The sequence below is a fragment of the Streptomyces broussonetiae genome, assembly GCF_009796285.1.
Classification (GTDB): Bacteria; Actinomycetota; Actinomycetes; order Streptomycetales; family Streptomycetaceae; genus Streptomyces; species Streptomyces broussonetiae.
Genome location: NZ_CP047020.1, coordinates 3209341 through 3235278 on the forward strand (window position 1 = coordinate 3209341; position 25938 = coordinate 3235278).

24 protein-coding genes are annotated in these 25938 nt (G+C 70.5%); 13 read left to right on the top strand and 11 right to left on the bottom strand.

The features are described from left to right. Nucleotides 1-66 precede the first annotated feature (66 nt). The 5 genes from GQF42_RS14855 to GQF42_RS14875 all read right to left on the bottom strand — a co-directional run bounded on the left by GQF42_RS14855 (nt 67) and on the right by GQF42_RS14875 (nt 3788). Complete coding sequence (locus GQF42_RS14855) at nt 67-1206, bottom strand: DUF475 domain-containing protein (protein WP_158920098.1); 1140 nt, start codon at nt 1204-1206, stop codon at nt 67-69. Nucleotides 1207-1373: 167 nt separating this feature from the next. Continuing rightward, nucleotides 1374-1952 carry a TerD family protein gene (locus GQF42_RS14860; RefSeq protein ID WP_158920099.1) on the bottom strand — a complete coding sequence of 193 codons (579 nt, stop codon included), beginning with the start codon at nt 1950-1952 and terminating at the stop codon, nt 1374-1376. Nucleotides 1953-2079: 127 nt separating this feature from the next. Continuing rightward, nucleotides 2080-2655 (bottom strand): TerD family protein, encoded by a 576-nt coding sequence (locus GQF42_RS14865; protein ID WP_158920100.1) that lies wholly within the window; start codon nt 2653-2655, stop codon nt 2080-2082. Between the two features lie 140 nt (nt 2656-2795). Next, a complete protein-coding gene (locus GQF42_RS14870) occupies nt 2796-3254 on the bottom strand; it encodes a peroxiredoxin (protein ID WP_158920101.1) in 459 nt (152 codons plus the stop codon). 111 nt (nt 3255-3365) lie between these two features. Continuing rightward, complete coding sequence (locus GQF42_RS14875; protein ID WP_158920102.1) at nt 3366-3788, bottom strand: DUF3052 domain-containing protein; 423 nt, start codon at nt 3786-3788, stop codon at nt 3366-3368. Between the two features lie 406 nt (nt 3789-4194). Here GQF42_RS14875 and aceE point away from each other — a divergent pair, with 406 nt between their 5' ends. Then, nucleotides 4195-6942: a pyruvate dehydrogenase (acetyl-transferring), homodimeric type gene (gene aceE, locus GQF42_RS14880; protein ID WP_158920103.1), complete on the top strand. Its 2748-nt coding sequence runs from the start codon at nt 4195-4197 to the stop codon at nt 6940-6942. A 397-nt stretch (nt 6943-7339) separates the two neighbouring features. On the opposite strand, the gene GQF42_RS14885 is transcribed toward aceE, so the two are convergent. Then, nucleotides 7340-8959, bottom strand: a complete 1620-nt coding sequence (locus GQF42_RS14885; protein ID WP_158920104.1) for an MFS transporter — start codon at nt 8957-8959, stop codon at nt 7340-7342. 66 nt (nt 8960-9025) lie between these two features. On the opposite strand from GQF42_RS14885, the gene GQF42_RS14890 reads away from it, so the two are divergent. From GQF42_RS14890 to GQF42_RS14900, 3 genes are all read left to right on the top strand, one after another. Continuing rightward, nucleotides 9026-9652 (top strand): TetR/AcrR family transcriptional regulator, encoded by a 627-nt coding sequence (locus GQF42_RS14890; protein ID WP_158920105.1) that lies wholly within the window; start codon nt 9026-9028, stop codon nt 9650-9652. A gap of 92 nt (nt 9653-9744) precedes the next feature. Further along, nucleotides 9745-10962 (top strand): alpha/beta hydrolase, encoded by a 1218-nt coding sequence (locus GQF42_RS14895; protein ID WP_158920106.1) that lies wholly within the window; start codon nt 9745-9747, stop codon nt 10960-10962. 66 nt (nt 10963-11028) lie between these two features. Next, nucleotides 11029-11886, top strand: coding sequence for a DUF4429 domain-containing protein (locus GQF42_RS14900; protein WP_158920107.1), 858 nt, complete (start codon nt 11029-11031; stop codon nt 11884-11886). Here the strand turns inward: GQF42_RS14900 and GQF42_RS14905 are convergent, their stop codons facing one another. Further along, on the bottom strand, nt 11887-12351 hold the full coding sequence (locus tag GQF42_RS14905) for a MerR family transcriptional regulator (protein ID WP_158920108.1): 465 nt from the start codon (nt 12349-12351) through the stop codon (nt 11887-11889). Nucleotides 12352-12448: 97 nt separating this feature from the next. On the opposite strand from GQF42_RS14905, the gene GQF42_RS14910 reads away from it, so the two are divergent. Further along, nucleotides 12449-12925, top strand: coding sequence for a GNAT family N-acetyltransferase (locus GQF42_RS14910; RefSeq protein WP_199272686.1), 477 nt, complete (start codon nt 12449-12451; stop codon nt 12923-12925). A gap of 19 nt (nt 12926-12944) precedes the next feature. After that, on the top strand, nt 12945-13766 hold the full coding sequence (locus GQF42_RS14915; protein WP_158920109.1) for a serine hydrolase domain-containing protein: 822 nt from the start codon (nt 12945-12947) through the stop codon (nt 13764-13766). Nucleotides 13767-13775: 9 nt separating this feature from the next. Here the strand turns inward: GQF42_RS14915 and GQF42_RS14920 are convergent, their stop codons facing one another. Next, nucleotides 13776-14429: a pirin family protein gene (locus tag GQF42_RS14920; RefSeq protein ID WP_158930177.1), complete on the bottom strand. Its 654-nt coding sequence runs from the start codon at nt 14427-14429 to the stop codon at nt 13776-13778. 109 nt (nt 14430-14538) lie between these two features. Here GQF42_RS14920 and GQF42_RS14925 point away from each other — a divergent pair, with 109 nt between their 5' ends. From GQF42_RS14925 to fabF, 5 genes are all read left to right on the top strand, one after another. Beyond that, complete coding sequence (locus GQF42_RS14925) at nt 14539-15768, top strand: PucR family transcriptional regulator (RefSeq protein ID WP_158920110.1); 1230 nt, start codon at nt 14539-14541, stop codon at nt 15766-15768. An 89-nt stretch (nt 15769-15857) separates the two neighbouring features. Further along, entirely contained in the window at nt 15858-16790 is a 933-nt protein-coding gene (locus GQF42_RS14930; RefSeq protein ID WP_158920111.1) for an ACP S-malonyltransferase, read from the top strand. A 10-nt stretch (nt 16791-16800) separates the two neighbouring features. After that, nucleotides 16801-17832: a ketoacyl-ACP synthase III gene (locus tag GQF42_RS14935; protein WP_158920112.1), complete on the top strand. Its 1032-nt coding sequence runs from the start codon at nt 16801-16803 to the stop codon at nt 17830-17832. A 79-nt stretch (nt 17833-17911) separates the two neighbouring features. Then, entirely contained in the window at nt 17912-18160 is a 249-nt protein-coding gene (locus GQF42_RS14940; RefSeq protein WP_158920113.1) for an acyl carrier protein, read from the top strand. 85 nt (nt 18161-18245) lie between these two features. Next, nucleotides 18246-19508, top strand: coding sequence for a beta-ketoacyl-ACP synthase II (fabF, locus tag GQF42_RS14945; protein WP_158920114.1), 1263 nt, complete (start codon nt 18246-18248; stop codon nt 19506-19508). Nucleotides 19509-19575: 67 nt separating this feature from the next. Here fabF and GQF42_RS14950 read toward each other — a convergent pair whose 3' ends face one another. Next, nucleotides 19576-20070, bottom strand: coding sequence for a DUF3145 domain-containing protein (locus GQF42_RS14950; RefSeq protein WP_158920115.1), 495 nt, complete (start codon nt 20068-20070; stop codon nt 19576-19578). Between the two features lie 293 nt (nt 20071-20363). Here GQF42_RS14950 and GQF42_RS14955 point away from each other — a divergent pair, with 293 nt between their 5' ends. Together GQF42_RS14955 and GQF42_RS14960 are read left to right on the top strand one after the other, a co-directional pair. Continuing rightward, a complete protein-coding gene (locus GQF42_RS14955; protein WP_158920116.1) occupies nt 20364-21254 on the top strand; it encodes an SGNH/GDSL hydrolase family protein in 891 nt (296 codons plus the stop codon). Between the two features lie 53 nt (nt 21255-21307). Beyond that, the gene (locus GQF42_RS14960; protein WP_158920117.1) at nt 21308-22297 is read left to right on the top strand and encodes an aldose epimerase family protein; all 990 of its coding nucleotides are present in this window, start codon (nt 21308-21310) and stop codon (nt 22295-22297) included. On the opposite strand, the gene GQF42_RS14965 is transcribed toward GQF42_RS14960, so the two are convergent. Further along, nucleotides 22294-23244, bottom strand: a complete 951-nt coding sequence (locus GQF42_RS14965) for a hypothetical protein (RefSeq protein WP_158920118.1) — start codon at nt 23242-23244, stop codon at nt 22294-22296. The genes GQF42_RS14960 and GQF42_RS14965 overlap by 4 nt on opposite strands. A gap of 132 nt (nt 23245-23376) precedes the next feature. Continuing rightward, nucleotides 23377-25881 (bottom strand): beta-glucosidase H, encoded by a 2505-nt coding sequence (locus GQF42_RS14970; protein WP_158920119.1) that lies wholly within the window; start codon nt 25879-25881, stop codon nt 23377-23379. Nucleotides 25882-25938 lie beyond the last annotated feature (57 nt).

The window sequence follows — 25938 nt, forward strand, 5'->3', positions numbered from 1 at the left end:
GCACGCCGTCGGGGCGGCCGAGCCTGTCGGCCGCCCCGACGAAAGCGTTCCTCACCGGCCGGGGCGTCACACCCCGGAGGACACCTGTGCCTTCTCGTCGGTGCCCTCGCCCTCGGCCGCGAGCGCGCGGTTGCGGCGGACGGAGGACCAGAAGGACAGGCCGATCAGGACGACGCCGATCAGGCCGGTGATGACCTCGTTGATCTCGTGCTGGATGGTGACCATGAGGATCACGGCCAGGGCGCCGATGGCGTAGTGGGCACCGTGCTCCAGGTAGACGTAGTCGTCGAGGGTGCCCTGGCGGACCAGGTAGACGGTGAGCGAGCGGACGTACATCGCGCCGATGCCGAGGCCGAGGGCCATCATCACGATGTCGTTGGTGATGGCGAAGGCGCCGATCACACCGTCGAAGGAGAAGGACGCGTCCAGGACCTCGAGGTAGAGGAACATGAAGAACGCGGCCTGGCCGGCCAGCAGCACCGCCGACTTCTGCTTGCCGGTGCGGACGGCCTCTTCCTCCTCTTCGTGCTCACGCTCCTCCTCTTCCTCCAACCGGTCCTCGAAGAAGCCGGACAGACCGCCGACGACCAGGTAGGTGATCAGGCCGGCGATGCCGGAGATCAGGACCGTCTGCGCCTTGTCGGCGTGGGCACCACCGTGCTGGTGGGCGTGGGTGGCGAAGGTGAAGGAGGTGATCAGCAGGACGATCAGGGAGATGCAGACCGACAGCATGTCGACCTTGCCCAGCTTGGCGAGGGGCCGCTCGATCCAGCGCAGCCACTGGATGTCCCGCTCCTCGAAGATGAAGTCGAGGAAGATCATCAGCAGGAACATGCCACCGAAGGCGGCGATCGCCGGGTGGGCGTCGGTGACCAGCTGCTGGTAGCGGTCCTTGTCGCTGAAGGCCAGGTGGACCGCGTCGATGGGGTTGAGCTTGGCGGTGATGGCCACGATGACGACGGGGAAGACCAGTCGCATACCGAAGACGGCGATGAGGACGCCGACCGTGAGGAAGATCTTCTGCCAGAAGGCGTTCATCTTCTTCAGGATTCCGGCGTTGACCACGGCGTTGTCGAACGACAGCGAGATCTCGAGGACGGCAAGGATCGCCACGACCCCGAAGCCCTCCCATCCTCCGTAGAAGACGGCGGCGACAAGGCCGAGCGCGGTGACCGCGAACGACCAGCCGAAGGTTTTCAGAAGCACTGGCTACCCAATCGTGTTCTGGGGGCCTCCCAGAGGAGGGGCTCCCCCGCGCCGTACTCGGCTTTGCTAAATGTTGACCCGAGTCTAGAGGGGCACCCTACCCGCGGTACCGCTCGGGGCAACCCTCATGCCAAAGCCACAGCGCGGGCCCATGGAGAGTCGTCCGGCTACGAGACGTTCACGCCGAAGTCGAGGGCGATGCCGCGCAGCCCCGAGGCGTAGCCCTGGCCCACGGCGCGGAATTTCCACTCGCCCTGGTAACGGTACAGCTCGCCGAAGATCATGGCGGTCTCGGTGGAGGCGTCCTCGCTGAGGTCGTAGCGCGCCAGCTCCTGGCCGTCGGCCTGGTTGACGACGCGGATGAAGGCGTTGGACACCTGGCCGAAGGTCTGGCCGCGCTCGTCGGCCAGGTGGATCGAGACCGGGAAGACGATCTTCTCGCAGTGGGCCGGGACCTTGCCGAGGTCGACCAGAATCGATTCGTCGTCGCCCTCGCCCTCACCGGTGAGGTTGTCGCCGGTGTGCTCGACGGAGCCGTCGGGGCTCTTGAGCTGGTTGTAGAAGACGAACCACTCGTCGCCCAGCACCCGGTTGCCGGCGCCGCACAGCAGGGCGCTGGCGTCGAGGTCGAAGGGGGCGCCGGTGGTGGACCGCGCGTCCCAGCCGAGCCCGATCATGACGTTGGTGAGGTTCGGTGCGGCCTTGGAGAGGGAGACGTTGCCTCCCTTGGCGAGCGTGACGCCCATGATGGTGGTCCTCCCCTAGTGGTGCTGATCTGTTTGTCCTGCACGTCCGGCGCCGCACGTAAACGGTGCGGCGCCGGACGGATGCGGGGACTGCCGAACGGGGTCGTCGTACGGCGACCGTCGTACGTCAGACGTTGACGCCGAAGTCCTGCGCGATGCCGCGCAGCCCGGAGGCGTAGCCCTGGCCGATGGCGCGGAACTTCCACTCCGGGCCGTTGCGGTACAGCTCGCCGAAGACCATGGCGGTCTCGGTGGAGGCGTCCTCGCTCAGGTCGTAGCGGGCGATCTCCTGCTCGTTGGCCTGGTTCACGACACGGATGAAGGCGTTGCGGACCTGGCCGAAGGACTGCTGGCGGTTCTCGGCGTCGTAGATCGACACCGGGAAGACGATCTTGTCGATGTCGGCCGGGACCCCGGCCAGGTTGACCTTGATCTGCTCGTCGTCACCCTCGCCCTCACCGGTGATGTTGTCGCCGGTGTGCTCGACGGAGCCGTCGGGGCTCTTGAGGTTGTTGAAGAAGACGAAGTGCTGGTCGCTCGCGACCTTGCCGGAGTTGTTCAACAGCAGTGCGCTGGCGTCGAGGTCGAAGTCGGTGCCGGTCGTGGTGCGCACGTCCCAGCCCAGACCGACGATGACGGCGGTCAGGCCAGGGGCCTCCTTCGTCAGCGATACGTTGCCGCCCTTGCTGAGGCTGACTCCCACGGGTCCTCCATGTGGTGTCCAGGGGCGGGGTGCCCCCGTCGTGCTTCGGATACGGGATCAACGTGCCGATCCTAGTGACGGGTTCCCGCCCCCCGCAGACCCTGGACCCCAAGACTCACAGGTGTCGGCCCGCACTGGGCCTACAGGGTGTCGAGCGCCTTCACGTACTCGTTCAGATCACGGGCGTCCGGCAGACCGTTGACCACGGTCCAGCGCACGACGCCCTCCTTGTCGATGATGAAGGTGCCCCGGACGGCGCATCCCTTGTCCTGGTCGAAGACGCCGTACGCGCGCGACACGTCGCCGTGCGGCCAGAAGTCGCTCAGCAGCGGGTACTCCAGGCCCTCCTGCTCGGCGAAGACGCGCAGGGTGTGGATGGAGTCGTTGGAGACGGCGAGCACCTGGGTGCCGCGGTCGGAGAACTTGGGGAGGTTGTCGCGCAGCTCGCACAGCTCGCCGGTGCACACACCGGTGAAGGCGAACGGGTAGAAGAGCAGGACCACGTTCTTCTCGCCGCGGAAGTCCGAGAGCTTCACGGTGGCGCCGTGGTTGTCCTTGAGTTCGAAGTCGGGGGCCTTGTCGCCGACCTGGATCGCCATCGGGATGTTTCCCTTTCGGTGGGCTGTTCGGAGGAGAACAGCCTACGGCGACGGGGGCGGCGATCACCCGAAGGGATCACCGCCCCCGCCTCGCTCACCCGGGGGAGCCAGTCACCGCTTCGCCTTCGGCGTCTGGAGCTTGGTGTCGATCCAGTCCTTGCCCACACTGACGCTCTTGGCCTGCGACAGGCCGGCCGTCTGGGCGGCGTCGTTGATCTCGCTCGGCTCGATGTAGCCGTCCCGTCCGGTCTTCGGTGTGAGGAGGTGGATCAGGCCGCCCTCTTCGAGGAAACCGATGGCGTCGACCAGCGAGTCTGTCAGATCGCCGTCCTCGTCACGGAACCACAGCAACACGACGTCGGCGACGTCGTCGTAGTCCTCGTCCACCAGCTCGCTGCCGATGGCTTCCTCGATGGACTCGCGGAGATCCTGGTCGACGTCTTCGTCGTAGCCGAGCTCCTGGACCACCTGTCCGGGCTGGAACCCCAGCCTGACGGCCAGGCTCGTCTCCGCGTGGTCCGCGGTCGCGCTCACGGTCTGCCTCCTGATCATGTTTTTGGGAATAACTCGGCCACGCGCGTGCGCGTGGCGCTTGGCCGTAGTCCACACGTGCGGGGCGGATCGCGCAAGTACCCGGCCGTTCGGACCGCCGAAACGGTGACGATCCCGGCCTTGTCACCGCAACTCCCGGCACCGCCTCGCGATCCAGCGTGACCCACATCACACCAGTTTGCCCGGTTTGCGATGACTGGAATCATCTCATGAGCATCCGGCGAACAGGCCACTCGAACACCTTTGCCAAACGCGTCACACCCCGGGCGTATCGTTGCGTTTCGACCGATGGAGCTACCGATGGAGATGACGTACGCCGCCCCGAGGTACACGATGGGGAACGGCGCAGGCAGGTAGAACACTGGCCCTCCGACAGGTAAGGAACAGCGTGGCTTCCGGATCCGATCGCAACCCGATCATCATTGGCGGCCTTCCGAGTCAGGTTCCTGACTTCGATCCCGAAGAGACCCAGGAGTGGCTCGACTCCCTCGACGCCGCCGTGGACGAGCGCGGCCGGGAACGGGCCCGCTATCTCATGCTCCGCCTGATCGAGCGGGCCCGCGAGAAGCGCGTGGCCGTGCCCGAGATGCGCAGCACGGACTACGTCAACACGATCCCGACCAAGAGCGAGCCGTTCTTCCCGGGCAACGAGGAGATCGAGCGCAGGATCCTCAACGCCACCCGCTGGAACGCGGCCGTGATGGTCTCCCGCGCCCAGCGCCCCGGCATCGGCGTCGGCGGCCACATCGCCACCTTCGCCTCCTCCGCCTCGCTGTACGACGTCGGCTTCAACCACTTCTTCCGCGGCAAGGACCGGGGCGACGGCGGCGACCAGGTCTTCTTCCAGGGCCACGCCTCCCCCGGCATCTATGCGCGCGCGTACCTGCTCGACCGGCTCACCGAGGACCAGCTCGACGGCTTCCGCCAGGAGAAGTCGAAGTACCCGAACGGCCTGTCCAGCTACCCCCACCCGCGCTCCATGCCGGACTTCTGGGAGTTCCCGACGGTCTCCATGGGCCTCGGCCCGCTGGGCGCCGTCTTCCAGGCACGGATGAACCGCTACATGGAGGCGCGCGGCATCGCGGACACCTCCAAGTCGCACGTATGGGCGTTCCTCGGCGACGGCGAGATGGACGAGCCGGAGTCGCTCGGCCAGCTCTCCATCGCCGCCCGCGAGGGCCTGGACAACCTGACCTTCGTGGTCAACTGCAACCTGCAGCGCCTGGACGGCCCGGTGCGCGGCAACGGCAAGATCATCCAGGAGCTGGAGTCGATCTTCCGGGGCGCCGGCTGGAACGTGATCAAGCTGATCTGGGACCGCACCTGGGACCCGCTGCTCGCGCAGGACCGGGACGGCATCCTCGTCAACAAGATGAACCGGACCCCGGACGGGCAGTTCCAGACGTACGCCACGGAGTCCGGCGCGTACATCCGCGAGCACTTCTTCGGCGACGACCACCGGCTGCGCGCGATGGTCGAGAACATGACCGACGACCAGATCCTGCACCTGGGCCGCGGCGGTCACGACCACCGCAAGATCTACGCGGCGTTCAAGGCGGCCACGGAGCACAAGGGCCAGCCGACGGTCATCCTCGCCAAGACGGTCAAGGGCTGGACGCTGGGCCCGAACTTCGAGGGCCGCAACGCCACGCACCAGATGAAGAAGCTGACGGTCGACGACCTCAAGCGCTTCCGGGACCGCCTGCACCTGCCGATCACGGACCAGCAGCTGGAGTCCGGCCCGCCGCCGTACTACCACCCGGGCCGGGACACGGACGAGATCCAGTACATGCACGACATGCGCAAGCAGTGCGGCGGGTACGTCCCGACGCGCGTCGTGCGCTCCCAGCCGCTCGCGCTGCCGGACGACAAGACCTACGCGAGCGTGAAGAAGGGCTCGGGCCAGCAGTCCATCGCCACGACCATGGCGTTCGTCCGGCTGCTGAAGGACCTCATGCGGGACAAGGAGATCGGTCGGCGGTTCGTACTGATCGCGCCGGACGAGTACCGCACCTTCGGCATGGACTCCTTCTTCCCGAGCGCGAAGATCTACAACCCGCTCGGCCAGCAGTACGAGTCGGTGGACCGTGAACTGCTGCTCGCCTACAAGGAGTCGCCGACCGGCCAGATGCTGCACGACGGCATCTCCGAGGCGGGCTGCACGGCGTCCCTGATCGCTGCGGGCTCGGCCTACGCCACGCACGGCGAGCCGCTGATCCCGGTCTACGTCTTCTACTCGATGTTCGGATTCCAGCGCACCGGCGACCAGTTCTGGCAGATGGCCGACCAGTTGGCGCGCGGATTCGTCCTGGGTGCGACCGCGGGCCGTACGACCCTGACCGGCGAGGGTCTTCAACACGCCGACGGCCACTCGCAGTTGCTCGCCTCGACCAACCCGGCGTGCGTGGCCTACGACCCGGCGTACGCGTACGAGATCGCGCACATCGTGCAGGACGGCCTGCGCCGCATGTACGGCGGCGACGCCGAACACCCGCACGGCGAGGACGTCTTCTACTACCTGACCGTCTACAACGAGCCCATCCAGCACCCGGCCGAGCCGGCGGACGTGGACGTCGAGGGCATCCTCAAGGGCATCCACAAGCTCCGGCCGGGCACGGCGGGCTCGCTCCCGGCGCAGATCATGGCGTCGGGCGTGGCGGTCCCGTGGGCGCTCGAGGCGCAGCGGATCCTCGCCGAGGACTGGAACGTACGCGCCGACGTCTGGTCGGCCACCTCCTGGAACGAGCTGCGCCGCGAAGCGGTGGCGTGCGAGGAGCACAACCTGCTGCATCCGGAGGAGGAGCAGCGGGTGCCGTACGTGACGCGCAAACTCGGCGGCGCCGAGGGGCCGTTCGTGGCCGTGTCCGACTGGATGCGCTCGGTTCCGGACCAGATCGCGCGGTGGGTGCCGGGCACGTACCAGTCCCTGGGCGCGGACGGGTTCGGCTTCGCCGACACGCGGGGTGCGGCGCGGCGCTTCTTCCACATCGACGCGCAGTCGATCGTCGTCGCGGTGCTGACCGAGCTGGCGCGGGAGGGCAAGGTCGATCGCTCCGTGCTCAAGCAGGCCATCGACCGGTACCAGTTGCTGGACGTGTCGGCGGCGCACCCGGGCGCCGCGGGAGGAGACGCGTAGCGCCGCGCGGCCCCGGCCGGGCGGCAGCCGGGCCGGGGCTGTGTGTCCCTTGCCGGGTGCGGGTCCGGTCGTGGTTGCTCGCCCAGTTCCCCGCGCCCTTCAGGGGGTTGTGCCGCAACTCCCCAAGGGACGCGGGGAACCGCGCGACCAGCCGACCGCTCACCCGCCCCGGCAACGCACACACGCGGCCCACCCCGGTCTCCGGCACCGCCAAGGGGCCGCAGGCCAGGGCACCGCAGGCCGGCGCGCACCGCCCCCTCCGCGACGCGCGCCGTGGCCCGGCCGTCCTCCCATGTGCTGCGGAGGACTTGACCCACTGTGAGCCGCGGCGCGCGCCGGAGGCGAGGGATCTTTAGCGGTGTCACCCTGATAGGCGAAATCCACCGCGGCGGGGCACTCAGATGTGGCCCACGCCCGCACCCGCCTCCGTGTTCGCGCCCCGCTTGGTGAGCAGCGCCACCAGGACGGCGACCGCCGCCACGCCCGCCGCGACCAGGGAGGCGAGGCTCATGCCGGAGATGAACGTGTGGTGCGCGACCTCGGTGATCTTCGCGGCGACCGGCTCCGACGTGCCCTTGGCCACCGGCGCCACACCGACCTGGACCGCCTGCGAGGCCTGCTCCAGCTGGGCGGGGCTCAGCTTCGGCAGCCCGGCCCCCGCCCAGTTGCCCGCCAGGTCGCTGTCGACCTTGGAGGCCATCACGGCGCCCAGTACGGCCGTACCGAGGCTGCCGCCGATCTGCATGGCCGCCTGCTGCAGGCCGCCCGCGACACCGGACAGCTCCATGGGCGCGTTGCCGACGATGACCTCGGTGGCACCGACCATGACCGGCGCGAGACCGAGGCCGAGCAGTGCGAACCAGACCGACATCACACCGCTGCCGGTGTCGGCCTTGAGCGTGGACATGCCGTACATGGCGACGGCGGTCGCGGCCATGCCGCCGGCCAGCGGAATGCGCGGGCCGAGCTTGGTGATGGCGGCGCCGGCCAGCGGCGAGCCGACGATCATCATGCCGGTGAGCGGCAGCAGGTGCAGGCCGGCCTTGATCGGGCTCTGACCGTGCACGTTCTGCAGGTAGAAGGTCACGAAGAACAGGCCGCCCATGAAGGCGATGGCCATCAGGACCATCAGGACCACGCCGGCCGACAGCGGCACCGAGCGGAACAGGCTCAGCGGGATCAGCGGCTCGGCGACCCGGGTCTCCCAGAGCGAGAAGAACGCGAAGAGCAGCACCGACGCGGCGATGAACGACCAGGTCAGTCCGTCGCCCCAGCCCCACGTCGGGGCCTTGATGAGCGCCCAGACGAGGCAGAACATGGCGCCGGAGAGCAGCGCGATACCAAGGACGTCGAAGGAGCGCGGGGCGTTCTCGGCTCGGTGGTCGAGCAGGATCAGCAGGCCGAGGACCAGGGCGAGCGCGCCCACCGGCACGTTGATGAAGAACACCGACTGCCAGCTGACGCGCTCGACCAGGACACCGCCGAGGATCGGGCCGCCCGCGGTGGACGCGCCGATCACCATGCCCCAGATGCCGATCGCCATGTTGAGCTTCTCGGCCGGGAAGGTGGCCCGCAGCAGACCGAGCGCGGCCGGCATCAGCAGTGCGCCGAAGACACCCTGCAGGACACGGAAGGTGACGACCGCGGCGATGCTGTTCGACAGGCCGATGGCGCCCGAGGCGGCGGCGAAACCGCTCACGCCTATCAGGAAGGTCTGGCGGTGGCCGAAGCGGTCACCGAGCTTGCCCGCGGTGATCAGGGAGACCGCGAGGGCCAGGAAGTACCCGTTGGTGATCCACTGGACGTCGGCGAAGCTCGCGTCGAGGTCCTTCTGGATGGCCGGGTTGGCGATGGCCACGATGGTGCCGTCGAGGGCCACCATCATGACGCCCACGGCGACGGTGATGAGGGTGAGCCACGGATGGCCGCGCAACCCCGCGGCCGGGGGCGCCTCCAACGGGGCTGCCGGTGCCCTGTCCCCCGGCCCCGAGGCGCTGACGGTGGTCTGACTAGTCATGCGTTCGAGGCTAGTGACAGCCGCTGACAATTGACAAACAATTTCACAAGTCAGTAACTGACACCTATGGAAACGCTGCGCGAACGCAAGAAACAGCGCACCCGGGAGTCCCTGCTTCGAGCCGCTCTCGAGCTGTTCACGACCCACGGGTACGAGCACACGACCGTCGACGAGATCGCCGCGGCCGTGGATGTCTCACAGCGCACGTTCTTCCGTCACTTCGCCGGCAAGGAGGACGCGGCCTTCGCGGTGCAGGACATGACCGAACGGCACTTCCTGGCGGCCGTACGGGCACGGCCGGCGCACGAGGCGCCGATGGAGGCGCTGCGCCAGGCGGTGCTGGAGGGCTGGGACGCGATCCGCCAGACCGTGGAGTCTGCGGTCCCGGTCGAGCTGTACCTGCGGATGTACCGCACCATCGAGTCGACGCCCGCGCTGCTCGCCGCCCACCTGCGCCGGTCGGTCGCCGTGGAGGAGACGATCGCGCGCGTGCTCGCCGAGCGCGAGGGCGTCGACGTGGACACCGACCCTCGACCGCGGCTGGCGGTGGCCGTGTTCGGCGGGGTGATAAGGGTCACCGAGCGGCAGTGGTGCACGGGCGAGGACTTCAGCCTGGAGTCGATCCGTCAACTCACCGCGTCCTACCTCGATCAGGTGGGTCCGGCACTGACCGGGAACTGGCGTGTGAAATGAGATCGTTGACGGGGCGTTCGATCTTCGACGAAACGTGATACCTGTCACTCGGTTACCGCGAGACCGTCCCGTTCTCCTAGTGTGTCCTCCCAGTGACTTCCTTCGACACCTCCCCGCAACTGAACGTCTGGCGCGCACTGCTGGCGCTGGCCGTGGTGTTCGTGATGCTCGCGACCACCGGCTGGACCGCCCTGCACACCAACCGGGAATCGACGGCGCTGCAGGCCTCGCTCACCAAGTGGGAGCACGGCCGACTCCACGGCCTGCGCCTGCCGGACCCCGAGGCCGGCCCGGCGCGGCTCACGCGCTTCTTCGCGTCGCTCACCCCCGAGGACCGCGACCTGCTCGCCCGCCGCTATCCGCTGGCGGTCGGCAACATGAACGGCGCCCCGGTCACCCTGCGCTACCACGCGAACCACATCGCGTTGGACCAGGCCCGCAAGGTCGAGAAGAAGCGCATGCACGACAGCCGGCTCAGCGCGGCCGGGCACCAGGACGCGGGCCGTCGTATGCACCGCTACGAGTCCCTGCTGACCCCGGGCCGGCAGATCCTGGCCTTCGACCCGGAGGGCTCGGGCCGGATCGCCGAGGTGTTCGGGAACCTGGACAGGGCACAGCGGATCTCCGTCGTCGTCCCCGGCGTCGACACCGACGTGCTCACCTTCCAGAAGACCGGCCGCCCGTACACCGCCCCGGTCGGCATGGCCACGGCGCTGTACGCGGCGGAGCGCACGGCGAGCCCCGGCACCCGTACGGCCGTGATCGCCTGGGCCGACTACACCGCGCCCGACGGGCTCGGCGTGGACGCGGCGACGGGACTGCGCGCCGCGGAGGGGGCCCTGCGGCTGAACGCACTGCTGGACGCCCTGCCCGGCAAGGCCCCGGTGGCGGCGATCTGCCACAGCTACGGCTCGGTGGTCTGCGGTGTCGCCGCGCACGACATGCCCCGGCGGGTGTCCGACATAGCGGTGGCCGCGAGCCCCGGCATGCGGGTCTCCCAGGCCTCCCACCTGCGGACCGGTGCCCGGGTGTGGGCGATGCGGGACGCCACCGACTGGATCCAGGACGTGCCGTATCTGGAGCTGGGCGGCCTCGGGCACGGCGCGGACCCGGTGTCCTCGCCGTTCGGTGCGCGTGTGCTGTCCGCGCGGGGCGCGCACGGTCACGCCGGCTACTTCCAGCCGGGCACGGACAGCCTGCGCAACCTCGCCGATGTCGGCGTCGGCGCGTACGACGCGGTGACGTGCGCACGTGAGAACGACCTGTGCCAGGCCGGTGTGCCCGGCACGACGACGGCCGGACGCGCGTAGAAACAGCAGGAAGTGCGGTCTGCGCGGGTGGCGACGGAGGAGCACGTGCCGCATACGATGAGCCGCATGGGTGACGTACTGGCGGGTTTTCATGCCGTCTGGGAGTTCGAGTCCGACTCCGTGCTCATCCGTTACGAACGGGGGATTCGAACACCGAAGCTGTTCCAGGCGCTCGGGGAACGGCGGGTCCCGCTGTCCGCGGTCGAGGACGTACGCCTCGCACCGGGCAGGCGCGGCACCGTCGTCCTGCGCCTGCTGCCGCGCGTCGGCGCCGATCCGCTGATGGAGGCGGCCGACGGGCAGCTCAAGGAGGGCTCCGATCCCTACCGGCTGGTGCTGCCGGCCGAGCGGGAGACGCTCGCCGAGTACTACGCGGACGAACTCAAGGGCCTGCTCACCGAGTCCGGCTCCGGACCGGCCGAGCACTATCTGGTGCCGGCACCCAAGGCCCCGCTGCACTTCAAGGCCTACGACGCGAAGGTGTCCTTCGACGGGGCGGCCGTGCAGTTCCGCTGGTCGTGGACGGGCGCGTCCTCGGCGAAGTGGAAGGCGGGCGACCAGAGCTTTCCGGTCGCCGATCTCACCGGGGTGGAGTGGCGCTCGCCGGAGGTGTTCGAGGGACATCTGCGGCTGATCCGGCGCGCGGCCGGCGCGGGGCAGGCCGCGCCGGCCGATCAGGATCCGGCGGCCGTCGTCTTCGGGCTGGGGTACGGGCCGGTGCACGAGTCGCTGCCGTTCGCCGCCGCGGTCCTGGCCGCCGTACGCACCAGGGGGCCGGTGCCCGCGGTGCCCGCGGCCCCGGCCCGGCGGGATCCCGCGGACATCGCCGAGCGGATCCGGCATCTCGGGGAGCTGCACCAGGCCGGCCTGGTCACCGACGAGGAATTCTCCTCCAAGAAGGCCGAGTTGCTGGCGGAGCTGTAGTCAGCGCGCCGCCTGCTCCCTCGCATAGAAGCTGATCTTGAGATCCAGTACGGAGAGCGTGTCCTGGAGTTCGGCGATGCGGTTCAGGACGTCCCGGCGGGTCGACTCCAGCAGGGCCTGGCGCTCCAGGTAGGTGTTCTCGCCCTCGCGCACCAGCTCCGCGTACCGGACCATGTCCGCCACCGGCATGCCCGTCAGCCGCAGCTTGGTCACGAAGTCCAGCCAGTCCAGGTCGCGGTTGCTGTAGCGGCGCTGGCCGGTGTGGGAGCGGTCGACGTGCGGCATCAGGCCGATGCGCTCGTACCAGCGCAGCGTGTGCGCGGTCAGGCCGGTGAACGCGACGACCTCGCTGATCGTGTAGCGGTCCTGGCCCTCGGGGCGCGGATGGCGTCTGGGTGGGGCGGAGCAGATGTCTGCGGGGGCCGTGCGTGCGGTGTCCGCCGGCTTGGTCTGCATCACCGTCATGGCCCCACGCTATGGCCTTCGAGTGCACTCCAAGCAAGCGGAACCCGGTAAGAAATACGCGGGACGCACACCGGGACGGATGGTTAGCGTATGGCGCATGAGTCTTGCACGCCGGGCCCTGCCCGAAGACGCCGTGGAGGTGCTGCGGCTGCGCCAGGTCATGCTCGACGCGCTGCCGATCGCGGGCGGCAACGCCTCGACCGACTGGCACGACGAGTCCCTGCCGACGCTGCGCAAGCGGCTCGCGGAGGCCGAGGGGGACTTCGCGGCCTTCGTCGTCGAGCGTCCGGAGCGGCCCGGAACGCTGGCCGCGCTGGTCGTCGGGACGCTGGAGTACCGCATCGGGAAGGCCGGGAACCCACAGGGGCGGGTCGGGTACGTCTTCAGCGTCGCGACCGACCCGGACGCCCGGCGGCGCGGGTACGCGCGCGCGTGCATGGAGGAACTGCTGGACTGGTTCCGCGCGCGCGGCGCCGGTCACGTCCTGCTCAACGCCTCCCCGGCGGCCGAGCCGCTGTACGCCTCCCTCGGCTTCACCCGGGATCCCGACCCGTCGATGCGGCTGCGACTGTGAGCCGCATAGGCTCGGCACCATGTCGTTGAACAGCTTGGCGTCGATCGAGAACTGGCCCGTCCCCACCGCCGCCGCAGGTGTTGTACGAGCCGACGGGACCGTTCTCGGCACGCACGGCCCCGTCGCCCACCGCTTTGCGCTCGCCTCGGTCACCAAGCCGCTGGCGGCGTACGCGGCGCTCGTCGCGTACGAGGAGGGCGCGATCGAGCTGGACGAGCCCGCCGGGCCGCCCGGGGCGACCGTCCGCCACCTGCTCGCCCACACCTCCGGGCTGGCCTTCGACGAGCACCGGGTGACGGCTCCGGCCGGGGAGCGGCGGCTGTACTCCAACGCCGGGTTCGAACAGCTGGGGGAGCACATCGCCAGGGCGACGGACATCCCGTTCGCCGAGTACCTGCGCCAGGCGGTGCTCGAGCCGCTGGGGATGACCTCGACGTCGCTGGCGGGCTCGCCCGCGAAGGACGGGGTGTCGACGGTCGCGGACCTGCTGCGGTTCGCGGCGGAGGTGCAGGCGCCCCGGCTGCTGGACCCGCGCACGGTGGCGGCGGCGATGACCGTGCAGTACCCCGGGACGAAGGGCGTCCTGCCCGGGTACGGGCACCAGAACCCGAACGACTGGGGTCTGGGCTTCGAGATCCGCGACTCCAAGTCGCCGCACTGGACGGGGAGTTCGTCCTCTGCCCGCACCTTCGGGCACTTCGGGCAGTCCGGTACGTTCCTGTGGATCGACCCGGATGCCCGGGTGGCCGGGGTTGCCCTGACGGACCGGGCGTTCGGGCCCTGGGCGATCGAGGCGTGGCCGGTGTTCACGGACGCGGTGCTGGCGGAGCTGCGCGGCTGAGCCTCGCCCCTACGCCCCCATCTCCCATATCAGCAACTCCGCCGACGTCACCCCCACCGCCTCCAGGCCCTGCGCGGCAGCGATCCGGGCCGAGTCCCCCGCTCCCAGCTCCTGCCCCGCCAGCCGGACCTTCCCGAGCACCACGTGGACGTAGACATACGCCTCGTCCGGTACCGCGGTCCGCTCCCCCGGGGTCAGGCGGCGGACGTGGAGCATGGCCCCGGCGGCCGGGAGGGCGTACGGGGTGGAGTCCGCGATGCCCGGGACGATGTCGTACGACGGTGCGCCGCCCGGCTCCCGCGGGGCCAGCCACATCTGGATGAAGGTCAGTGGGACGGGGCCGTCGTTGCGTTCCACGTGGCGCACGCCCGCGGCCGCGCTCAGGCGCTGGACGTCCCCCGGCCGCACCCGGGTCTCGTGACCGGTGGAGTCGCGGTGGGTCAGCTCGCCCTCGACCACCCATGTGACGATCTCGGTGTGACTGTGCGGGTGTTCGTCGAAGCCGGCGCCGGGGGCGAGCCGCTCCTCGTTGCAGGCGATCACCGCGCCGAAGCGCAGGTTGCCGGGGTCGTAGTGCGGGCCGAAGGAGAAGGCGTGCCAGGAGTCGATCCCGGCCTCCGGATCCCCTCCGCGATAGCGCTCAGCGGCGCGCCGTACCTCCATCACGGGCTCCACCGTAGTGCCGCCGCGCACCGCTGTGCCCCCCGCACCCCCGTCCCGACCTCCGACCCGGCGGCGCACGGGCACGTCCCGATAAGGCAGTCTTGTCCCCGTGCCCGAACCCGAATCCCGCAGCAGCGATCCCCACGCAGAGTCCCGCGCCACTCACCACGCACACGACGTTCACCCGCACGCCGCGACCCTCAAGCGGCTGGAGAAGTCCTCCGGGTCCCTCGCCGCGCAGGCCATCGCGCGGATGGACGAGACCCTGCCGTGGTACCGGGCCATGCCCCCGGAGAACCGTTCCTGGATCGGGCTCGTGGCCCAGGCGGGCATCGCCGCCTTCACCGAGTGGTTCCGGCGCCCGGACGCCCCCCAGGCGATCTCGACCGACGTCTTCGGCACCGCGCCGCGCGAGCTGACGCGGGCCATCACACTGCGGCAGACCGTGGAGATGGTGCGGACCACCATCGAGGTCATGGAGTCGGCCATCGACGAGGTGGCGGCTCCGGGGGACGAGAGCGTGCTGCGCGAGGCGCTGCTCGTGTACGCCCGGGAGATCGCCTTCGCCACCGCCCAGGTGTACGCCCAGGCCGCCGAGGCACGCGGTGCCTGGGACGCGCGGCTGGAGTCGCTGGTCGTCAACGCGGTGCTCAGCGGGGAGGCCGACGAGGGGGCCCTCAGCCGGGCCGCCGCCCTCGGCTGGAACTCGCCCGAGTACGTCTGCGTCGTGCTCGGCACCGCGCCGGACGGCGACAGCGAGCTGACGGTCGAGGCGATCCGGCGGGCCGCGCGGCACGCCAAGCTCCAGGTGCTCACCGGGGTGCTCGGCGACCGGCTCGTCGTCATCGCCGGTGGCAGCCCCCATCCGCTCGCCGTCGCCAAGTCGCTGATCGGGCCCTTCGCCGCCGGGCCGGTCGTCGCGGGACCGGTCGTACCGGATCTGCTGGCCGCCACCCGGTCCGCGCAGGCCGCCGCGGCCGGGCTGAAGGCGTGTTCCGCCTGGCAGGACGCACCGCGGCCGGTACTGGCGGACGATCTCCTGCCGGAACGCGCCATCGCGGGCGATCCGAGCGCCCGTGAACAGCTGGTGGAGGAGATCTACAGACCGCTGGAGGAGGCGGGCTCGGCTCTCCTGGAGACCCTGAGTGTCTACCTGGAGCAGGCGAGCAGCCTGGAGGGCGCTGCCCGGATGCTCTTCGTTCACCCGAACACCGTGCGCTACCGGCTCCGACGTGTGACTGACGTCACCGGCTGGTCACCTTCGGATGTACGATCCGCGTTCACACTGCGGATCGCGCTCATCCTGGGGCGTCTGGCCGATGCCGAACCCCAGACATAGGGTTTTGTCGGGGCCCCACAAAAGCCCTTCCTGTTCTTCGTCCCTGTCCCCACGGGCGGCCCCGGCCGTCCCCAAGAGAGAGTGTGAGAGTGCTCGTACTCGTCGCTCCCGGCCAGGGCGCCCAGACGCCCGGCTTCCTGACTCCCTGGCTCGAACTCCCCGGTGCCAAGGACCGCGTCTCCGCATGGTCGGACGCCATCGGACTGGACCTGGCCCACTACGGCACCGTGGCCGACGCCGACGACATCCGTGACACCGCGGTGGCCCAGCCGCTGCTGGTCGCCGCCGGACTCGTGTCCGCCATGGCACTCGGTGACATCTCCGAGATCGCCCCGGGCGCGGTCGCCGGTCACAGCGTCGGCGAGATCACCGCCGCCACCTTCGCCGGAGTTCTGGACGACACCGCCGCGCTGCGCCTGGTCCGCCGGCGGGGTCTGGCCATGGCCGAGGCCGCCGCGATCACCGAGACCGGCATGTCGGCGCTGCTCGGCGGCGACCCGGAGACGTCGATCGCGCACCTGGAGAAGCTGGGCCTGACCCCGGCGAACATCAACGGCGCGGGCCAGATCGTCGCCGCGGGCACCCTGGAGCAGCTGGCCGCGCTGGCCGAGGACGCGCCCGAGGGCGTCCGCAAGGTCGTCCCGCTCAAGGTCGCCGGCGCCTTCCACACGCACCACATGGCTCCTGCCGTCACGGCACTGGAAGCCGCCGCCGCGGAGCTGACCCCCGCCGACCCGACGGTCCGCTACGTCTCCAACAAGGACGGCCAGGCCGTCGCGACCGGCGCCGAGGTGCTGCAGCGGCTGGTCGGCCAGGTCGCCAACCCCGTGCGCTGGGACCTGTGCATGGAGACGTTCAAGGAGCTGGGCGTGACCGCGCTCGTCGAGGTGTGCCCGGGCGGCACGCTGACCGGCCTGGCCAAGCGCGCCCTGCCCGGCGTCAAGACGCTGGCCCTCAAGACCCCCGACGATCTCGACGCGGCCCGCACGCTCATCGCTGAGCACGCCGGCGCCGGCGCCTAAGGAGCCGTAGATGGCGAAGATCAAGCCCAGCAAGGGCGCCCCGTATGCGCGCATCCTCGGGGTCGGCGGCTACCGGCCGACCCGGGTGGTGCCCAACGAGGTGATCCTCGAGAAGATCGACTCGTCCGACGAGTGGATCCGCTCGCGCTCCGGCATCGAGACCCGGCACTGGGCCGGCCCCGAGGAGACCGTGGCCGCGATGTCCGTCGAGGCCGCCGGCAAGGCGATCGCGGACGCCGGCATCGACGCCGAGCAGATCGGTGCCGTGGTCGTCTCGACCGTCTCGCACTTCAGCCAGACCCCGGCCGTCGCCACCGAGATCGCCGACAAGCTGGGCACCGACAAGGCCGCCGCCTTCGACATCTCGGCCGGCTGCGCGGGCTTCGGCTACGGCCTGACGCTCGCCAAGGGCATGGTGGTGGAAGGTTCCGCCGAGTACGTGCTCGTCATCGGCGTGGAGCGGCTCAGCGACCTGACCGACCTGGAGGACCGGGCCACGGCCTTCCTGTTCGGCGACGGCGCCGGCGCGGTCGTCGTCGGTCCCTCGCAGGAGCCGGCCATCGGCCCGACCGTGTGGGGCTCCGAGGGCGACAAGTCCGAGACGATCAAGCAGACCGTCCCGTGGGACCGGTTCCGGCTCGGTGACGTGTCGCAGCTCCCGCTGGACAGCGAGGGCAACGTCAAGTTCCCCGCGATCACGCAGGAAGGCCAGGCGGTGTTCCGCTGGGCCGTGTTCGAGATGGCGAAGGTCGCCCAGCAGGCGCTGGACGCGGCCGGGATCAGCCCGGACGACCTGGACGTCTTCATCCCGCACCAGGCCAACGTGCGGATCATCGACTCGATGGTGAAGACTCTCAAACTGCCGGAGCACGTCACGGTCGCCCGTGACATCCGCACCACCGGCAACACCTCGGCCGCCTCGATCCCGCTCGCGATGGAGCGGCTCCTGGCGACCGGGGAGGCGAAGAGCGGCGACACCGCGCTCGTCATCGGATTCGGGGCGGGTCTCGTCTACGCCGCCACGGTCGTTACCCTCCCCTAGGCACTCCGTGCCGGATCATGCGATCCGGTAGGGGGACAACTGCCACAAACCGTCTGGAACATCAAGAAGGAGCGCCAACATGGCCGCCACTCAGGAGCAGATCGTCGAAGGTCTCGCTGAGATCGTGAACGAGATCGCCGGGATCCCCGTCGAGGACGTCCAGCTGGACAAGTCCTTCACCGACGACCTGGACGTCGACTCGCTGTCCATGGTCGAGGTCGTCGTCGCCGCCGAGGAGCGCTTCGACGTGAAGATCCCGGACGAGGACGTCAAGAACCTCAAGACCGTCGGCGACGCGACCGACTACATCCTCAAGCACCAGGCCTGAGCCACCCCTCAGTCCCACTGCTAGGCCCCGCCACCCGGCGGTGTTTCGCCGTAGAATCCCGCATCCGCTTGGAGAAAGAATTCCCGTGAGCCCGACCAATCGCACCGTGGTCGTCACCGGTATCGGCGCAACCACACCGCTGGGTGGCGACGCAGCGTCGTTCTGGGACGCCCTTGTCGCCGGCACGTCCGGCGTCAGCCTTCTGGAGCACGAGTGGGCGGCGGACCTGCCGGTCCGCATCGCCGCACAGATCAAGGTCGAGCCGACCGAGATCATCCCCCGGCCGCAGGCACGCAAGCTGGACCGCTCCGCACAGTTCGCGCTGATCGCCGCGCAGGAGGCCTGGAAGGACGCCGGTTTCACCGCCAGGGCCGGTGAGGACGCGTCCGTGAACCCCGACCGTCTGGGTGCGGTGATCGCCTCCGGCATCGGCGGTGTGACCACGCTCCTGGACCAGTACGACATCCTCAAGGAGAAGGGCGTACGCCGCGTCTCCCCGCACACCGTGCCGATGCTGATGCCCAACTCCCCGGCGGCCAACGTCGGTATCGAGCTGGGTGCCCGCGCCGGTGTGCACACCCCGGTCTCGGCCTGCGCCTCGGGCGCGGAGGCCATCGGGTACGCGATCGAGATGATCCGCACCGGGCGTGCGGACGTGGTCGTGGCCGGTGGTACCGAGGCCGCCATCCACCCGCTGCCCATCGCCGCGTTCGGCAACATGATGGCGATGAGCAAGAACAACGACGACCCGCAGGGCGCCTCGCGCCCCTACGACGCCGACCGCAACGGCTTCGTGCTCGGCGAGGGCGCCGGTGTGATCGTGCTGGAGTCCGAGGAGCACGCGAAGGCCCGCGGCGCGCGGGTCTACGTCGAGGCGGTCGGCCAGGGCATCTCCGCCGACGCCCACCACATCACGCAGCCCGAGCCGTCCGGCGACGGCATCGCGCACGCGCTGCAGAACCTGATGGACAACACCGACCTGAAGTCGGCCGAGATCGCGCACGTGAACGCGCACGCCACCTCGACGCCCCAGGGCGACGTGGCCGAGATCAAGGCGCTGCGCAAGGTGTTCGGCGACGACGTCGACCACATGGCGATCTCCGCGACGAAGTCGATGACCGGTCACCTGCTCGGTGGCGCCGGCGGTATCGAGACCGTCGCGTCGATCCTGGCGCTCGTGAACCGTACGGCTCCGCCGACGATCAACCTCGAGAACCTCGACCCCGAGGTCAACGCGGACATCGTGCGCGGCGAGGCCCGCCCGCTGCCCGAGGGCCGCATCGCGGTGCTGAACGACTCGTTCGGCTTCGGCGGCCACAACGTGGTGCTGGCGTTCCGGACCGTGTGAGACGCGTGACCGTCCGAGCATGAGGAAGGGCCCCCACCGGTGGGGGCCCTTCCTCATGTCCCGGTGTTCACACCACCTGGTGCAGCCAGCGCACCGGTGCGCCCTCTCCCGCATAGCGGAACGGCTCCAGTTCGTCGTCCCACGGCTTGCCGAGCAGCTTGGACAGTTCGGCCTCCAGGTCGCTCTCGCCCCGCTGGCTGCGCTGCAGGGCCGCGCGCAGCCGGTCCTCGGGGATGAGGATGTCGCCGTGGATGCCGGTGACGGCGTGGAAGATGCCGAGGTCGGGGGTGCAGCTGTAGCGCTCGCCCTCGGCGGTCGGGCAGGGCTCGGCGGTGACCTCGAAGCGGAGCAGGTGCCAGCCGCGCAGCGCGGAGGCGAGCTTGGAGGCGGTGCCGGCCTGACCCTGCCAGGAGAACTCCGAGCGCCAGGTGCCGGGGGCCGCGGGCTGCCGGATCCAGTCGAGGTTGACGCGCGTGCCGAGTACCCCGGCGACGGCCCACTCGACATGCGGGCACAGCGCGCGCGGCGCGGAGTGCACGTACAGAACTCCACGTGTCGTCACCGGAACCTCCGGACAGAGCGGGACATCTTGCGGTCTGGCTGGCGGCAGTGGGTGCGACGGCCGCGTTGATGGCGAGGCTACCCTGAGGCGGCGCAAGGAGTGTGACGTACCGTCGGTCCAGGCGCCAGGAAACCTCTGCCATTCACCCAGGGGGACGCTTGTACGGGGGTGCTCCGTTCCCGGGGGCCCGGCCGGGAACCCTCGCACGTTGTTATGGGAGGGAGCACCGGGAAGACCCGGTTCGACAGCCACCGGGACGTACGGGTTCGGGACGACGAGGGGACCAGCACAGGATGCGCAAGCCAGGCAGCCGTACGCGAGCCGCCCTCGCCGTCGTGGCGGTCGGCGTGCTGGGGGTCGCCGGGTGCGACGCCGGGGGCGGCGCGGGTACGCCGGAGGGCACCAAGGCGCGCGGCGCCAGGCCCGTCCCGGTGTGGAACCGCAGCCCGGACTCGATCGCCGCGGTCGGCGACTCCATCACCCGCGGCTTCGACGCGTGCATGGTGCTGTCCGACTGCCCCGAGGTGTCGTGGGCGACCGGCAGCGACGCCGACGTGGACAGCCTCGCGGTACGGCTGCTGGGCGCGGCGGACGCGGCACGGCGCAGCTGGAACTACGCGGTGACCGGGGCCCGGATGGCGGACCTGCCGGGCCAGATGGCCCAGGCGGCGGCACGCGGCCCGCAGTTGGTGACGGTGATGGCGGGCGCGAACGACGCCTGCCGCACGTCGGCGTCGGAGATGACCCCGGTGGCCGACTTCCGCACGGACTTCGAGGAGGCGCTGCGCACCCTGCACAGGACGTCACCGAAGACGCAGGTGTACGTGGCGAGTGTGCCGAACCTCAAGCGGCTGTGGTCCGAGGGCCGGACCAATCCGCTGGGCAAGGAGGTGTGGAAGCTCGGCATCTGCCCGTCGATGCTGTCCGGTGCGGACGACCTGACGAACGTGGCCACCCGGCGCCGGGACCAGGTGCAGGAGCGGGTGGTGGCGTACAACAAGGTGCTGAAGGAGGTCTGCGCCCAGGACCGTCTCTGCCGTTTCGACGGAGGCGCGGTATACGACTACGAGTTCGGCACCGACCAGCTCAGCCGCTGGGACTGGTTCCACCCCAGCAAGGACGGCCAGGCGCGGCTCGCGGCGATCGCCTACAAGACGATCACGGCGCCGGACCCGGCCGCCTAGGAGACCGGGCGTCCAGGACACCGGTCACCTAGGGTTCCCCCATGATTTCCGACATGACTGAACACGCTCCTGAACTTTTTGGCACACTTCCCGACGGCACCGAGGTCCACCGCTGGACGCTGGAGCGCGCCGGGACGCGCGCGGAGATCCTGACGTACGGCGGGATCGTGCGCTCCCTGCAGGTCCCGGACCGGGAGGGCCGCACGGCGAACGTGGTGCTGGGTTTCCCTTCCCTGGACGGCTATCTCGCGCACCCGGACCCGTACCTGGGCGCCCTCGTCGGCCGCTACGCCAACCGCATCGCGGGCGCCCGCTTCCCGCTGGACGGCGTCGTGTACGCCCTGGAGCCGAACAACGGCCCCAACTCCCTGCACGGCGGCGCCCGCGGCTTCGACAAGCGGGTGTGGGACGCCGGGCCGGTCGATCACGGCCTGCGGCTGAGCCGGGTCAGTCCGCACGGCGAGGAGGGCTTCCCGGGCCGCCTGTCGGTGTCGGCCACGTACACGCTGGACGCGGCCGGTGCGCTGCGCATCGGGTACGAGGCGACGACGGACGCACCCACGGTCCTCAACCTCACCCACCACGGCTACTTCAACCTGGCCGGCCACGACGCGGGCCACGCGGGCGGCCACGCACTGCGGATCGCCGCCTCCCGCTTCACCCCGGTCGACGCGGACCTGATCCCCACGGGCGTCCTGCAGGACGTGACCGGCACCCGTTTCGACTTCCGCGAGACCCGCAGGACCGGCTCGGGCTACGACCACAACTTCGTCCTCGACAAGGGTGTGAGCGCGGCTGCGCAGGAGGCCGCCGAACTCCACGACCCGGCCTCCGGCCGCACCCTGACGATCTCGACGACCGAACCGGGCCTCCAGCTCTACACCGCCGACCACCTCCCGGCCCCCTTCGCCCCTGCCGACGGCATCGCCCTGGAGACCCAGCACTTCCCCGACTCCCCGAACCAGCCGGGCTTTCCGAGCACGGTACTGAGGCCGGGTGAGGTGTTCCGCTCGGAGACGGTGTACGCCTTCTCGGTTCGCTAGGTCCTCTCGCCCCGCATCCGCTGCGCCGCCCTGCCCAGCTGGGACATCGCGCCCCAGCAGATCAGCAGGGTCGCGCCGCCGCCCACGACCGGGCCGACGGCGTGGCCCTTGATGCCCTCGCCGGTCACGGTCGTCGCCAGCACGAAGATGATCGAGTACAGGCTCCGTCCGACCTTCGCGCCGGCCGGGATCACCTGGAGCAACTGCGGGATGGTGCTCGCGGCGGCCAGCGCCATCCCGAAGGGCAGCGCGGCGGCGGTCATCAGCGCACCGAAGCCGAAGGAGTTGCCGTACGCGCCCCAGCCGGCGCCCTTGTAGAGCAGGTAGCCGGTCGCGGCGAGGGACAGCAGGACCAGCACGCCGTTGAGGTAGGCGGCCTGGGTGGCGGCCTTGCGGGCGCCGGGCAGGTGCGCGGCCGGGGAGCGCCAGGCGTCGGCCGTGATGAGCCGCAGCTGCCGCTTGAGTGCCTGCATCTGCAGCAGCGAGTAGACGCCGAAGGCCAGCAGCCCCACTCCGACGAGCGCGGCGACGAAACCGAGGGGCTGGCGCGTGATGCCGTAGTGGAGGCCGCCGAAGGTGAGCGGGAGGCCGAGCACCATGCCGTAGGCCATGGGCTTGGACGTCGCCTGGATCTTCAGGGCCAGCTCACGCTGTTGGGGCGTGAGGTTGGGATCCAGCCGCATGCGGCCCTCGCCGGCCTCCTGGTCGTGCGAGGGGGCGTACTGCTGGGGCGGGTGCCCCGGCTGCGGGTACGGCTGGTGCGGCGGGTACGGCTGCTGAGGGACGTACGGCTGCTGGTACTGCGGCTGTTGATACTGGGGGTGCCGATACCGGGGTTGCTGATACGGCTGCGGGTAAGGCTGTTGGTACTGCGACGGTTGCCCGTAGGGTCCCGGCGGCGGCTGCTGCCCGTACGGTCCCGGCGGTTGCTGCTGGCCTGGATACACGATGTCTCTCCCCCGTACCCGGTGTGTCCGCTGTGCTCGCGGGCCGGGAGTCTATACGTACCCACGGACGACGAGCCCCGGTCCAGGGGTCAGGTCCCGGACCGGGGCTGCTGAGGGGGGACTTGTCCCGGATCAGACGTTAATCGGCGCGGTGAGCCCGTGGTCCGCGATCGAGCGTCCGGCGGCGATCTCGTACGAACCCTTCACAAACACCCACGCCTTCGCCTCCTCGTCCCAGATCTCGAAGGCGCGGCGCGGAAGGACGACCGTCACCTCGGCGCTCGCCCCGGGGCCGCACTCGACGGAGGCGAAGCCGGCGAGCCTGCGGGCCGGGCGCCCGGGGTCGGGCTCGGCCGGGGAGAGGTAGACCTGGACGACCTCACGGCCGGGCCGTCCGCCGGTGTTGCGCAGCCGGACGCGGGCCGTGACGGTGCCGTCGCCCTCCGGGCGGGCCTCGAGGGACTCGTAGCTCCAGTCGGTGTAGCCGAGGCCGTGCCCGAAGACGTACGCCGGGGTGCGACCGGCCCTCTCCCAGGCACGGTAGCCGATGAACACGCCCTCGTCATAGGTGAGTTGACCGTCGCTCGGGACGACCTGGGTGACCGGGGCGTCGGCGAGGGAGCCCCAGGTGGTGGGGAGCCGGCCGCCGGGCTCGTGGGCGCCGGTGAGGACATCGGCGAGGGCGGCGCCGCCTTCCTGGCCGGGGAACCAGGTCAGCAGGACGGCGGCCACGTCCTCGCGCCAGGGTAGTTCCACCGGGGAGCCGGAGTTGACGACCACGACCGTGTTCGGGTTGGCGGCGGCCACCGCGCGGACCAGGTCGTCCTGGCGGCCGGGCAGGCGCAGGTCCGTGCGGTCGAAACCCTCGGACTCGACGCGGTCGGTGGTGGCGACCATGACGACGGCCGTGTCGGCGCCCCGAGCCGCCCGGGCGGCCTCGGCGATCAGCTCGTCGGGGTCGCGCCGGGGCGCGCAGTGGGCGAGCGCGAAGGTGATGACCTTCATGGGGATGTCGTCGGGGAGCCGGACGACGTGGGTGAGGGAGACGTCGACCGGCCGGCCGGCGGTGAGTTCGGCCTGGGCGCGGGGTACGGGGGCGGCGAAGAGGGCCTCGAAGGGGCCGTCCTTGTCGGGGCGCTGGACGTCGTCGTAGTACGTCGTGCCGTCGACGGTGAGCGTGAAGGCGCCCGTGCCCTTGATGCCGAAGGTGTGCGGGCCGGACTCGCGCGGGGTGAAGGTACCGGTCAGCTCGACGGTGTGCAGGGTGTCGTACGTGACGCCGTCGGGGAGGTCCGCGCCCATCCACTGGATCAGCCCGCCGGGGGCGGAGCGGGTGCCGATGACGGTGCCGTCGGTGTCCCGGCAGACCGCCTCGAGCGTGAACCCCTGGCCGGCGACGGCGAGTTCGGTGGCCGGGTCGGCGCCGACCGCGTAGCTGAGCGTGCCTTCGGGAAGTGCGGCGGTCAGGCCGTCCAGCGGGGAGACGATCCGGGCCGGGAAGACGGTGGCGGAGCCGCCGCCGAGGACGCGGGCGTCGCGGGCGGCGGCGCCGATGAGGGCCACGGTGCCGTTCGGCCGCAGCGGCAGGGCCGCGCGCTCGTTGCGGACGAGGACGAAGGAGCGGCGGGCGATCTCGCGGGCCAGGGCCTCGCCGTCGACGGGCGCGGGCGGTTCGGGTACGACGGGTGCGGCGCCCTCGAGGATCCCGACGCGGGCGGCGAGCCGCAGCACGCGCCGTACGGCGGCGTCGACGGTGGCCTCAGCGACCCTGCCGTTGCGGACGGCCCGGGCGAGGGCGGCGCCGTAGACGGTCCGGGGGCCCGGCATGGCGACGTCGAGACCGCCGTTGATGTCACCGACCGTGTCCCGGGCGGCCATCCAGTCGGAGACGTTGAAGCCGTCGAAGCCCCATTCGCCGCGCAGGACTTCGTTGACCAGGTGGTGGTGCTCGGTCATGGTCGTGCCGTTGACCTGGTTGTAGGCGGTCATGATGCCCCAGGGGCGGGCGTTTTCGACGATCGCCTCGAAGGGGGCCAGGTACAGCTCGCGCAGGGCGCGTTCGCCGACCCGGTTGTTCACGGTGAAGCGGTCGGTCTCGGCGTCGTTGGCGACGAAGTGCTTGACGGTGGTGCCGACTCCGCCGGACTGGACGCCGGTGACGTATCCGGTCCCGATCGCGCCGGTCAGGTACGGGTCCTCGCTGTAGGCCTCGAAGTGACGGCCGCCGAGCGGGGAGCGGTGGAGGTTGACGGTGGGGGCGAGCAGCACGTGGACGCCCTTGCGGCGGGCCTCCTGGGCGAGCAGCACGCCTGCGCGGCGGGCGAGTTCGGGGTCCCAGGAGGCGGCGAGCGCGGTCGGCGAGGGCAGGGCGACGGAGGGGTCGTCGGCGCTCCAGCGCACTCCCCGGACGCCGACCGGCCCGTCGGACATGACGAGCGACTGCAGGCCGATCTCGGGCAGGGCGGGCAGGGTCCACATGTCCTGACCGGCCAGCAGCCGGGTCTTGGCGTCGAGGCCGAGTCGCGCCAGCGCCTCCTCCACGACCGCCTCTCGTGCCGCGTCCGCCCGGTCCGTGCCTGTCTCCGCCACGGCGGTACCTCCTCGCTCAAGCCCGTTGGTGTCCTCCTCATCCTGCATCCGCCACCTGTAGATCGGTAGGTTTCGTTATCTTGACGTTACATTTCGCTCCTCCGC